This window comes from Nocardia flavorosea (assembly GCF_015477805.1).
Classification (GTDB): Bacteria; Actinomycetota; Actinomycetes; order Mycobacteriales; family Mycobacteriaceae; genus Nocardia; species Nocardia flavorosea_A.
In genome coordinates, this window is record NZ_JADLQL010000001.1 from 1,735,287 (window position 1) to 1,746,945 (window position 11,659).

Consider the following 11,659-nt stretch of genomic DNA (forward strand, 5'->3'; position numbering starts at 1 on the left):
CGCCGACGACCCTTTCCGCCTCCACGTACTGTCCGCCTCGCTCAGGCCGATCAGCCATGCTATAGGGCCGCAGCGAGATAACCCCATCCGGCGCACCGGAGGTGGCCGATCGGCTGCGGGTGGTGGCGGTGCGGTTGCCGAAGAGCGGCCACACCGTGGCCCGGTGGTTCCGCCGACCGGATACCACCGAGGCTACCGGGCGTTATACCTTGCGGCGATGGCAGCGGCCGGCCTCGATTCCGGTTGCCGCGCGTAATGCCAGTACGGCACCCCACGGGCCGATGACCCAGATCGGCCAGAAGTAGGTGAACGTTCCCACGCCCAGTGAGATCGCCGCCCAGATCACCAGCACCAGCACACTGACCCCCAGCCAGGCGCCGCCCTCGATCCGCTGCCAGATCGGGAACCGCGAGCGCGATCGGCGCACGGCCGACTTCTGCTCGGGCGCCTGCTTCGGTGCGGGCAGATCCGCGAGCACACCCTGCAGTTCCTCGCGGGTCGCGCTCCGATACACCTGCGCTACCCGCTCGTCGTATTCGGCGAGGTCGAGCCTGCCGTCGCCCAGATGCCGGCCCAGCTCCCGCACGAATCGATCACGTTCGGCATCCGAGGCGCGGATGCCCGCCGAGATCTCCATAGCGCTCCCCTTACAAGTCGGACCACACTCCACTGTGGAATAAACTTATAGTGATACTCCCACTGTGGAATGTCAAGTGTTTCGGAAACTCATAACCCCCACACCCACCGCGGAATGACCGAACAGGACACGGCTACAGACAGCGGGAGCAATCGCCCCGAGACACCCGGCACCGGGATCGGATCGACGTACGGGGGTCGACGGGTGGTTCCGGCCGAAGCACCGACCGCTCACCCACCTGGCAACGACCGGTCCGTGAAGCACCGCCCCCGATCGGGCGGCCTCCCCTATCGCTCCACGAACCCCTGCAGCCCGCCCCGGGCCGGCTCCCAGTTCTCGACCACCAGATCCACCCGGCCGGGCGCCGCCGGAGAACGCAGCAGCGCCAGCAATTCGGCCGCCGCGCGCCGCGACCCCTCGGCCACCACATGCACTCGCCCGTCGGCCGCGTTGGTGGCATGCCCGGTGAGCCCGAGCTCCAAGGCCCGCGACCGGGTCCACCAGCGAAAACCCACGCCCTGCACATATCCGTGCACCCAGGCGCTCAGCCGTACCGGATCGGTCGCCGATTGCGCGGTCGTATCGCCCCCCATGATCAGTCGACGGTATCGATCTCGAAGGACAGCGTCACCTTGCTCCCTGCCTTCAATGTCCGGCCCACTGTGCATACCTTGTCGATTGCCCGCTGCACCGTCACCAGCAGCCGCTCGCGGGCGGCTTCGTCGAGCTCGCTGAGGTCGAGTTCGAACACCTCGTCCAGCTGCGGGTACACCTCGTTCTCCCGGTCCGCGGCACCGGACACCCGGATGGTCGCGTCGTAATCGTCGCCGAGCCGGCGCGACAGCGGGAAATCCGAGCTCATCCCCGAACACGCGGCCAGCGCGATCTTCAAGAGCTCGCCGGGTGTGAAGACACCGGGCACGCTTTCCGACCCGATCAGTACCTCCGCTCCGCGAGAACTACGCCCGGTATAGCGCCGGGTCCCGGTACGCTCCACCCACAGCGTGGTCGGGCCCGAGGGTGCGCCGGCCGGCACCGCGGCGGCCACAGTGGTGGTGTCATCAGCCATGGTTGCGATCCTGCCATCCACCGCCCGGGCCGCGCGCACCCGTCCGCGGCAGGTGCGGATCAACCCCGGCGCGACCGCCGCGCGGTCACCCGCACCGGCCGCTTCGGCCGGTCCTCCAGCATTACGGCGAGAAGCCGCAGCAGCAGTAAGCCGACGACGAATGCGGCGATCAGCGTCGGTGTCACCAGGGACATGGCAGTCCTTCCACTCCACATCACGCGGCGCCACCGGCCGCGTACCCACCGGCGAGGCCGGTGATTCCGGCCGCGCCCACCGGCGGTGCGCAGGAAAAACTACCCCTGCGGACGGCCCGGAAACCCCTCACTTGCGCGATCTTTACGCCGCGAATCCGACCCCGGCGGATCGCCCGGGAGATCGCCCCGGGATCACCGATGCGGATGGCACCGCGAAGGATCGACCAGCTCCGCACAAGGAAGATTCCCGTAGCGGCGGATCACGTCCTGACCGCCCTCCCACAGCAGGAAACGCGCGAAGCTCGCCCCGATCGATCCCGGGGCGAAATCACCGTACGAGTACGCGTACTCCACTCCCCAAAACGGGTAACTCCCTACGCCGGCCGCCGCGCGCGTCGCGGGCCGGCCGCCGATCGTCACCCGCACCACCCCCGGCGTATCCGCGGCATCGGCGGCCTCGCTGTATCCGACGGCACCCGGTATCTCGGCCACCTCGTCGAGAACGTCGCGGGTGGTCAAGGTCTGGCAGCGCCCGGGTCCGTCGCGTCGCGCGAGCTCATTGCAGGTGATACCGGGTTCCGGCGGCTGTCCGGTTGCCAGCAGCCGGGTCTCGAAATTCCACCGGGTACCGGAACCGGCGTAGCGATTGACCACCCGAACCGGCAGATCGGCGCCGCCGACGGCTCGCCAATTGGTGACCCTTCCGAGGAACAGGTCCCGGATCTGCTCGACCGTGAGGTCGGTAACCCCGGTTCCCGGATGCACCGTCACGGTGAACAACGACAGCGCCAGCGGCCGTTGCACCAGTCCGGGGAAATCCGCGCCTTTGGGCGCGTCACCGATCGCCAGCAGCGTGCCGTCGGCACCGCGGGCGTCGTCGACCCGGGCCATACCGCGTTCGCTGCCCTCGAACTCGTAGTCGATATCCGAACCCGGACAGGTCCGTTCGTAGAGATCGCCCGCCTCCTCGACCACCCGTGCGAATGCGGTCGAGCCCACCACGGTGAGCCGCCCGGTGGCGCAACCACTCGGCGCCGCGTCGGATTCGACGATATCGAGCACGGCCATCGCCGCGATAACGGTGACCAGAAACCCGGTCAGGACGAGCATGAGCAGCGAAGCCCCGGAACGACCCTGGGTTTTGGTGATACCGCCGCCGGTGACCACGCCCTGCATCGTGGGCTCGGGATAGTCGCCCGTACCGGCGGTGCGTTCCAGGGTGGCCAGGATCTTGTAGTGGTCCGATCGGTTCAGCGGAACCTTCGGCAGATCGATGACACCGATATCCTGCCCCGGCAGTTCACGGTGACCGAAACCCGAATCCGGTTCGAAACAGACGGCCAGCCCCGGATTGCTCAGTTCGGTCACCGCCATTCCGATCACCCGCCGCTGCGGGAAATGCAGATGTAGTCCGGCCCGGCCGTTCTGCCCGGTCACGTAATCGGCGGCATCGATGGTGGTGGCACCGTGGTTCTCGATCCGGACCAGCACCACCGACAGATCCTGCAGATTACGTTCGGCGCCCTCCGGGGTCTGCCGTAATTGCCGAAGCGCCCCGGCGTGCCCGGATTCCGCTTCGCCGGTGACCGGCGTATCCATCTGTACCCGCCAGCCGAGCCGTTTACGACCGACGAAGACGAACTCCCAGACGAAGGCGCCCACCGGGATCGCGATACCGGCGAGCGGGAGCACAATACCGAACAACAGTTCACCCACCGGCGAATACCACCCCGAATCCCACTATCGGCCACCATTTTCGGCCAACCGTAGGGCGAAACCCATTCGACCGGCCGAATGTTCGCGCACGATTCACCGCGGCGTCATCGACCGCCGTGGGGTGGGCTCACGAGCTCTGGTCATCGATTCACCACTGCCGCAGTGCGTCCCTCACTCGGGGGCGACTGCTCCTTCGTGGTGTCAGCAGGCACTCGCTTCAGCACCGAGCCATTGGCGGCCCGGAAGTCGCGGGACCTCGAACGGGAAAGCCCATGCATCCCGGTAGTTCCCGCGAAACTCCAGGAATCCTGGACTATACGGCAGGTGCGGAGGCCGGACGATCGGCCCGAAACCGCGCTGCGCCGTCCACGACATGGCCGAAACCGGCCCGCTCCGAGCGAATCCTGGCTCCTGCGACCCTGCGATCCGTTCACCCGGTGACGACGATATCGCCGCCTCCGTCACCGGAAACGAATGTCAGCAGTTGCCGGGCCTCTGCCTCGACGAGGGCACGCTGGTCCGCGGCGAACCGATACCAGGGTTCGATGCGCAGTGTCGAATCCTGTAACGACCACCGGCCGTGCACGAAACCGTCCACCAGATACACCGGGACCCCGGCCGACGCCTCACGGGAGGTCCGCTGCCGATCTTCCTCGGCGATGATCCGGCGCCGGTCCCGGTAACCGAGCAGCGCATTGTCGAACGCGGGCAGAAACCGCACCGGCACCGGCAGGTCCGGATCGGCGAGCGGCGCATCGGGTAGATCGAACAACTCGGCGCCTTCCGCGCTCCGCAGTACCCGCAGCCGTGGACGCAATGCGGTGACGATCTCGCTGAGCCGGGTGAGACCCGACCAGGCCTGCATATCGGCGACGCTCGCCGGCCCGAACGCGGCGAGATAGCGCAGCACCAAAGTGGGTGGGTCGGCCGGGCCGAGCGGTGCCCCGATCCATTCCTCGGCCGGGCCGATGGTGACATATCGGTTGCGCCATCGGCCCCATTCCCCGGTTTCGGCGCCGTGCGCCATCGGCACCAGCACCTCCACCGCCTCCGCCAGCCTCCGCGTATGACGTTGCGGAAAGTATTCGGCCAGCGCCCTTCCGAGATCACCCCGCGACATCCACCGGCCCGCCAGAACTTCCCGGCCCACCGCGGCCAAGGCGGTCAACTCGATACCGTCGATCTCATTGCGGTAGTAGGCGGTATTGAGCGCTCCCGCGACATACGCCTGAACCGTGGGACGCAGCCAGCGGAAATCCTCCGCAGTGCTCAGGTGCACGGTGCGCCGGAGAGTGGTGGACCGGACGAGTTTCCGGTCGTGCATCAGCGCGGCCAAGTCCGGACGATCGAACCACCGCAACCGCGACCACATCCCGATATAGGGCCAATTCGGTTCCTGCCCCTGCACCGCGACCAGATGCCGGACCAGCTCGTAGGGTGGCAGCTCGGTCCGGGCCGCCAGATGCTGGCGTACCAGCAAGGTCCGGTTCAAGGTGCGCAGTGACAATTCCCGCATACCGGCATTATCGGCGCCGGCACCGACAAGTCGGAGCCTGTCGAGCCGGTAGACCCGAGCGCCCCGAACACGGTCGATCCCGCACCGGGTCCACAGCGGGACACCGGTATCGCCACCGTAGTGTCAGGGTGGTCCGAGTGGCTCAGCGGAGGGGTCGGCCGAACCATGCCGCCCGGTCACAACATCGGCCGGCGACCCGGCCGCGCGTTTCACCAGCGGCTCAGTCACCGCCCAGCCGAGTCCATTCCAGCAGCTCGTCCGCCGATCGGGTGTTGATGATCCGGTCGGGCGGGACCTCGCACGCCACCGCACGGGCACACCCGTACCCCTGCCAGTCCAGCTGACCCGGCGCGTGCGCATCGGTGTCGACCGCGAATTCGCAACCCATCTCGAGTGCGAGCCGGATCAACCGGTCCGGCGGGTCCTGCCGTTCGGGCCGGCTGTTGATCTCGACCGCGGTGCCGTAACGGCGGCACGCCTCGAACACGATCTCGGCGTCGAAATCCGATTCGGGCCGCGTCCCGCGCCCGCCCTCGACCAACCGCCCGGTGCAGTGTCCGAGGACGTCCACATGCGGGTTCGCCACCGCGTAGACCATGCGCCGGGTCATGGTGTCGCGGTCGTCGCGTAGCCGCGAATGCACACTCGCGACGACGATATCGAGTTCGGCGAGCAGATCGGCGTCCTGATCCAGGCTGCCGTCGGCGAGGATATCGACCTCGATCCCGGTGAGCACCCGGAACGGCGCCAGTTCGGCGTTCAGCTCGGCAATCATGTCGAGCTGCCGCCGTAACCGCTGTGCGGACAGACCGTTGGCGACGGTGAGCCGCGGTGAATGGTCGGTCAGCGCGCAGTACTCGTGTCCGAGCGCAGCGGCGCAGCCCATCATCTCCGCGATCGGGCTCCCACCGTCGGACCAGTCCGAATGGGTGTGCAGATCACCGCGCAACCGGGCGCGCAGCTGCGCACCCGCGGCCCCGATCGGCCGAGCCGCTGCCCGTAACTCGGCGAGGTAGCGCGGAACGACCCCCGCGCAGGCTTCTTCTATCACCGCCGCCGTTTTGGGACCGATACCGGCCAGCTCCTGCCAGTTCCGGGCTTCCCGGCGCCGCCGGAGTTCGTCGTCGTCGAGGCCCGCGACGATATCGGCGGCTCGCCGATACGCCTTGACCCGATGCGTCTGCTCCCGGCCCCGTTCGAGCCAGAATCCGATCTCGCGCAGCGCCGCCACCGGCCCGGGAGCGGGCCGTCCGGTGGTCTCCGGCGCGTCGGCGAACACCGGTCAGCGGGCCCTTCCGTACTTGACGAAGGCGACACCGTCGTCGAAGACCTGACTGGTGATGACACGGAATTCCATGGGTTCGGGCAGTCGCGGACCACTGCCGAACAGCGGCCTGCCCCGGCCCAGCACGATCGGATGCAGTTTGAGGAAGATCTGATCGATCTCGGGCATCAGGTCCTGAGCGAGCCGGCCGCCGCCGCACAGCCAGATCCCTGGCCCCTGTTCGCGTTTGAGTTCGCGTACCCGGGCGAGCGGATCGGCGGCGATGAGTTCCACGGCCGGATCCGGCGGTGCGGTGAGCGTGGTGGACACCACGAATTGCCGTAGATGCCCGTACGGGCTGGTGGTGCCGGTGCGCACTCCGAAATCGTAGGTTTTCCGGCCCATGATCACGGTATCGAAGTTGGCATTGCGCGCGTCGATCCCGAGTGTCCGGCGCACTTCGGACGGCACCGTTTCCGGATACTGCGCGGTGATCGTGGGCCCGTGGTCGCCGCCGACCGGGAAGAAATCGACGGTGCCCGCCTCGGTGGCGATGAACCCGTCGATCGTGGCAGCGACGAAGTAGGTGAGCTTGCGCATGGCGTCCTTCCCAGGCCGGCCGGGCCGACGATCTTGCCGAGCAAACCGTAACCCGTCGCCGGGCACCGCCGCGAGAGGTCTACGACGCCGTTTTGCGACGCCGCGCCGGCGGCTGGCACCGCGGGCACGAGAAGGACGAGCGATTCATGAATTTCTCCCGGACGATCGCCGCACCGCAGCGGGGACAGGGCCGGTCACCGCGCCCGTATACCGCCAGGGCCCGCTCGAAATAGCCGGATTCGCCGTTGACGTTCACATACAGTGCGTCGAACGAGGTCCCGCCCGCGGCCAGGGCATCTTCCATCACCGCCGCGGCCTCCGTGAGCAGCCGCCGCAACACCGGCCGGGTGAGTCCGGCAGCCGGCCGGCCGCCGTGGACCTGCGCCCGCCACAGTGCCTCGTCGGCGTAGATATTGCCGATACCGGAGACCACCGTCTGATCCAGCAGCACCCGTTTGATCTCGACCTGCTTCGTGCGCAACACAGCGACCACCCGCTCGGCGTCGAAACGGGGATCGAGCGGATCGCGGGCGATATGGGCCAGCAGATCGGGCAGCAGATCACCGTCCACCTGCACCAGCGGTGCCAGCACCCAGCCGCCGAAGGTGCGCTGATCGACGAACCGCAGCTCACGGCCGTCGTCCAGGGTCGCCCGGATATGGGCATGCTTCTCGACCGGCGCACCGGCCGGCTGCACCAGCATCTGCCCGCTCATCCCCAGATGGACGACCAGCGCGGTATCCGCAGGCTCCCGGTCGGGTTCGTCGAAGGTGAGCCACAGGTACTTACCGCGACGCCGGGCCGCGGCCACCGTCAGACCGGTCAGCCGGGCCGCCATATCGGCGGCACCGGCCACATGGCGGCGCACCGAACGCGGGTGCGTCACGGTGACCGATTCCACGGTCCGGCCGCGCAGATGTTCGGTCAGGCCGCGGCGAACGACCTCGACCTCGGGAAGCTCGGGCACCTCAGGTTTCGCCGGTCAGTGCGCGGTAGGCCGCGCCTGCCGCTTTCTGCTCGGCTTCTTTCTTCGACCGTCCGACACCCTGCCCGTAGGCATCACCGGCGATCACCGTGGTTGCGGTGAACTCTTTGTCGTGATCGGGGCCGGTGGAGGTGATCTCGTAGCTGGGCACGCCGAGACCGCGCTCGGCGGTGAGTTCTTGCAGGCTGGTCTTGAAATCCAGCCCGGCACCCATCCGCGGGCCACGTTCGAGCAGTTCGGCGAACAATCGCAACACGACCTCGCGCGCTACGTCGATACCGTGCTCGAGATGCACGGCACCGAGCAGCGACTCCATCCCGTCGGCCAGGATGCTCGGTTTGTCCCGGCCGCCGGTGAGTTCTTCACCTTTGCCGAGCAGCAGATGCTCGCCCAGACCGCCCTCGCCCAGCTTCCGGGCCACCTCGGCGAGCGCGTGCATATTCACCACGCTCGCGCGCAGCTTCGCCAGTTCGCCCTCGGATTTTTCCGGATGCTCGTGGTAGAGCCGTTCGGTGATACTCAGACCGAGTACCGAATCGCCGAGGAACTCGAGCCGCTCATTGGTCGGCAGCCCACCGTTCTCGTACGCGTACGAGCGATGGGTCAATGCGAGACGGAGCAGCTCGGGCTGAATCTCGACACCCAGGGCGGCGAGCAAACTCGCTTGGTCCGGCCGCTCGCCGGGTTCGTCTTTGCCCGCGGTCAATGGTCGACCGGGGATCAGACGGCCGAGGCGACCTGGCGGCCCTTGTAGGTACCGCAGGAGGGGCACGCGATATGCGGCAGGGTCTTCTGACCGCAGGCCCGGTTCGGGCAGGTGATCAGCGTAGGCGCGGCGGCCTTCCACTGGCTGCGCCGCGACCGGGTATTGGAACGGGACATCCGGCGCTTGGGAACGGCCACGACTACTTCTCCTCTGTGCTGTTACGTGCAATGTCTGCGGAATGGTCTCCGGTGGCCGCACCCGTATCGGGGCTGCCGCTGCCGGGCGATCCGGAGGCGAATTTCGCCAGCCCGGCCCAGCGGGGATCCAGTATCTCATGCCCGTGATCGGATCCTGCAATCGCCATCCGAACCCCGCATTCCGGGCACAGTCCCGCACAGTCGGGAGTGCACAGCGGCTGCAGCGGTAATTCGAGGCCGAGCTGGTCCACGACCAGGGGTTCGAGATCGATGAGGTCGTCGTCCATCCGGTAGACCTCGTCGTCGGACGCGGTCTGATCGGTGGTGCTGTCCGGGTAGGCGAACAGTTCGGTCAGCGAGAGTTCGATCGAATCGGTGAACTGTTCCAGGCAACGAGAGCATTCACCGGCCACCGGCGCGCTGACGGTTCCGGTGACGAGCACACCTTCCGAGACGGCCTGCAGACGTAGATCCAACTCGACCTCGGAACCGGCCGGTACGGCGATCAGGTCCAGGCCGAGCCGGTCGGAGGTGGTGACGGTTCGCCGCAGTTCGCGCATCGAGCCCGGGGCGCGACCGAGACTGCGAACATCGAGCACGAGACCCGCGTCGTGTGCACGGTGTGCACCGGAACGCGAGCGCGCGGTCGTATCGGCAGGCATCGAAGAACACTCCACTGGGTCGTTCGGGGGTTTCCGGGTGTGCCCACGACTGGGCGGGCAACCACACCACAGTACGCGAAACGTGGGGTTACCTGCAAAATCTTCGAAAGAGCTAGCGGCGGAACTCGGCGGCGTAGTCGGGCACCCCCGCCCCGTTGCGCAACTGCTGCCGGCCCCGCCCGACGGTCCGCAGGGCCCCGCCCAGGGTCTCCTCGAATTCGGCGAGTTTACTGTCGACGTAGTGGTCGCAATCGGCTCGCATCCGGTCGGCGTCGGCCTGTGCGGTATCGATCAGCCGAGCCGATTCCGCGTGTGCAGCCCGCACCACCTCGGTCTCCTCCACCAGGCGGCGCTGCTCGGCTTGCCCGTCGGCCACCGACCGATCGTAGGACGCCCGGCCGGCTTCGACCATCCGGTCGGCCTCGGTGCGCGCCCGGCCGGTCACCGATTCGTATTCGGCCTTGGCATCGGCTACCAGACGCTGGGCTTCGTTCGAGGCGGTATCGACCAGCCGGTCGGCATGCGCGGTGGCCTCGGCGACCATCCGGTCGGCATGCGCCTTCGCCTCGGCGAGGATCCGGTCGGCTTCGGCGCGGGCGTCGGCCACAGTGGTGGTGGCCTGTTCGTCGGCACTACGGACGGTTTCCTCGGCCAGTCCGCGGGCGTCGTCGACGATCTTGTCGCGGTGGTCGAGCACATCCTGGGCGTCGTCGATCTCGGCCGGCAGCGCGTCGCGCACATCGTCGAGGAGATCGAGCGTTTCCGGACGCGGGACGATGCAATTGCGCGTCGCGGGGATCCCGCGTGCCTCCTCGACTATGGCGACCAGTTCGTCGAGCGCCTCGAATACCCGGTACATGCTCAGTGCCCTCCTGCTGACGATCGGCGAAATATCACGCCGTTCCCAGTGTGCCCCGGCCCGTCGGCTGAGCCGAGCCAACTTTCGGTGTGTCGCTACTTCCGGGGGATATACACAGACTCCGGGGAATCAACTGGAGACCTGTTCTCCGCTTGGTGTTAGATTCGTAGGAGTCCTATCGCATCGTGATGGACCGCCTGACCCTTGCCCGATCGGAACCGCCCATGACCATCCTGCAAATGTCCTCGTCCGGGGCACTGTCCGCCGGGGATCTGGATATCGATTGGCCGGAACAGATGTCCCCGGCGGCCTGGCAGCAGCGTCTGCTCCGGTATCTCCGCGGCGATCGGGCGTTTCCGCAGCTGATCCGATTCGCGCTGGTGGGTGGTCTGAGCAATATTTCCTACGTACTGCTGTTCCTGAGCTTGACCGGCGCCGGGACCCTACTGGCCAATGTCGCCGGTTCGCTGGTGAGCACGGTCCTGGCAAACGAAATGCACCGCCGCCTCACCTTCCACGCAGCCGAACGGGTCGGCTGGTTCACCGCGCAATGGGAAGGCGGCGGCCTGGCGTTACTGGGCCTGGGAATCAGCACCGCGGCCCTCGCCGCGGTAGGAGTGCTCGCGCCCACGATGGCCGAACCGGCGCAGGCCGCGGCCGTGCTGGCGATCAGCGCCGCCGTGGGCGGGCTGCGTTTCCTGGCCTTGCGCGGCCTGGTGTTCGGGCCGCTGCGGCGGGCCCGGGAAGTGAGCGCCGCGCGCGGGGAATCAGCCGGCGCGCTCGGCGAGCCGGTCGAGTAGGCGTTTGTGCACCAGCGGCGGCAGCATATCGCTGACATCGCCGCCGAAGGCCGCCACTTCCTTGACCAGTGAACTGGACAGATAGCTGAATGCCGGATTGGTGGCGATGAAGAAGGTGTCCACCCCGGCGAGCTTCTTGTTCATCTGCGCCATCTGCAGTTCGTAGCCGAAGTCCCCGGCATCGCGTAGCCCCTTGACGATCGCGGTGATGCCCTGTTCCCGGGCGAAATCGACGGTCAGGCCGTGCCAGGAGGCGATCCGGACATTCGGCAGATCGGCGGTGGCATCACGCAGCATCTCGATACGCTCGTCGACGCTGAACATGCCCTGTTTCTTCTTGTTCACATTGACAGTGACGACGACCTCGTCGAACTGGGCCGCGACCCGGCGGAATACATCGAGGTGGCCGTTGGTCACCGGATCGAACGAACCTGGGCACAATGCTCCTGCCATG

At 67.4% G+C, this 11,659-nt stretch carries 15 protein-coding genes; 1 reads left to right on the forward strand and 14 read right to left on the reverse strand.

Translation table 11 applies throughout. The features are described 5' to 3' along the window. Positions 1-202: 202 nt before the first annotated feature. The 13 genes from IU448_RS07790 to IU448_RS07845 all read right to left on the reverse strand — a co-directional run bounded on the left by IU448_RS07790 (position 203) and on the right by IU448_RS07845 (position 10,405). Positions 203-637, reverse strand: coding sequence for a DUF1707 SHOCT-like domain-containing protein (locus IU448_RS07790; protein ID WP_195054729.1), 435 nt, complete (start codon positions 635-637; stop codon positions 203-205). Between the two features lie 287 nt (positions 638-924). Then, the gene (locus IU448_RS07795; RefSeq protein ID WP_195054730.1) at positions 925-1,230 is read right to left on the reverse strand and encodes an acylphosphatase; all 306 of its coding nucleotides are present in this window, start codon (positions 1,228-1,230) and stop codon (positions 925-927) included. 2 nt (positions 1,231-1,232) lie between these two features. Next, a complete protein-coding gene (locus tag IU448_RS07800; protein ID WP_195054731.1) occupies positions 1,233-1,706 on the reverse strand; it encodes an OsmC family protein in 474 nt (157 codons plus the stop codon). 59 nt (positions 1,707-1,765) lie between these two features. Next, a complete protein-coding gene (locus tag IU448_RS29360) occupies positions 1,766-1,900 on the reverse strand; it encodes a hypothetical protein (RefSeq protein WP_267466998.1) in 135 nt (44 codons plus the stop codon). A 192-nt stretch (positions 1,901-2,092) separates the two neighbouring features. Continuing rightward, positions 2,093-3,616 (reverse strand): PstS family phosphate ABC transporter substrate-binding protein, encoded by a 1,524-nt coding sequence (locus IU448_RS07805; protein WP_195054732.1) that lies wholly within the window; start codon positions 3,614-3,616, stop codon positions 2,093-2,095. 430 nt (positions 3,617-4,046) lie between these two features. Continuing rightward, the gene (locus tag IU448_RS07810; protein WP_195054733.1) at positions 4,047-5,132 is read right to left on the reverse strand and encodes a winged helix DNA-binding domain-containing protein; all 1,086 of its coding nucleotides are present in this window, start codon (positions 5,130-5,132) and stop codon (positions 4,047-4,049) included. Positions 5,133-5,352: 220 nt separating this feature from the next. After that, the gene (locus tag IU448_RS07815; RefSeq protein WP_195054734.1) at positions 5,353-6,411 is read right to left on the reverse strand and encodes a PHP domain-containing protein; all 1,059 of its coding nucleotides are present in this window, start codon (positions 6,409-6,411) and stop codon (positions 5,353-5,355) included. 3 nt (positions 6,412-6,414) lie between these two features. Beyond that, positions 6,415-6,996, reverse strand: coding sequence for a dihydrofolate reductase family protein (locus tag IU448_RS07820; RefSeq protein WP_195054735.1), 582 nt, complete (start codon positions 6,994-6,996; stop codon positions 6,415-6,417). A gap of 79 nt (positions 6,997-7,075) precedes the next feature. Continuing rightward, a complete protein-coding gene (gene mutM / locus IU448_RS07825) occupies positions 7,076-7,963 on the reverse strand; it encodes a bifunctional DNA-formamidopyrimidine glycosylase/DNA-(apurinic or apyrimidinic site) lyase (protein ID WP_195054736.1) in 888 nt (295 codons plus the stop codon). Position 7,964: 1 nt separating this feature from the next. Beyond that, complete coding sequence (gene rnc / locus IU448_RS07830; RefSeq protein ID WP_195054737.1) at positions 7,965-8,687, reverse strand: ribonuclease III; 723 nt, start codon at positions 8,685-8,687, stop codon at positions 7,965-7,967. Positions 8,688-8,701: 14 nt separating this feature from the next. Next, on the reverse strand, positions 8,702-8,884 hold the full coding sequence (gene rpmF / locus IU448_RS07835) for a 50S ribosomal protein L32 (protein ID WP_195054738.1): 183 nt from the start codon (positions 8,882-8,884) through the stop codon (positions 8,702-8,704). A gap of 2 nt (positions 8,885-8,886) precedes the next feature. Further along, positions 8,887-9,546: a YceD family protein gene (locus IU448_RS07840; protein WP_195054739.1), complete on the reverse strand. Its 660-nt coding sequence runs from the start codon at positions 9,544-9,546 to the stop codon at positions 8,887-8,889. Between the two features lie 112 nt (positions 9,547-9,658). Further along, positions 9,659-10,405, reverse strand: coding sequence for a DivIVA domain-containing protein (locus IU448_RS07845; RefSeq protein WP_195054740.1), 747 nt, complete (start codon positions 10,403-10,405; stop codon positions 9,659-9,661). Positions 10,406-10,701: 296 nt separating this feature from the next. Between IU448_RS07845 and IU448_RS07850 the strand changes: the two genes are divergently transcribed. Beyond that, positions 10,702-11,205 carry a GtrA family protein gene (locus IU448_RS07850; RefSeq protein WP_228812512.1) on the forward strand — a complete coding sequence of 168 codons (504 nt, stop codon included), beginning with the start codon at positions 10,702-10,704 and terminating at the stop codon, positions 11,203-11,205. Here IU448_RS07850 and coaD read toward each other — a convergent pair. Beyond that, on the reverse strand, positions 11,173-11,658 hold the full coding sequence (coaD, locus tag IU448_RS07855) for a pantetheine-phosphate adenylyltransferase (protein ID WP_195054741.1): 486 nt from the start codon (positions 11,656-11,658) through the stop codon (positions 11,173-11,175). The genes IU448_RS07850 and coaD overlap by 33 nt on opposite strands. Between the last annotated feature and the right edge of the window lies 1 nt (position 11,659).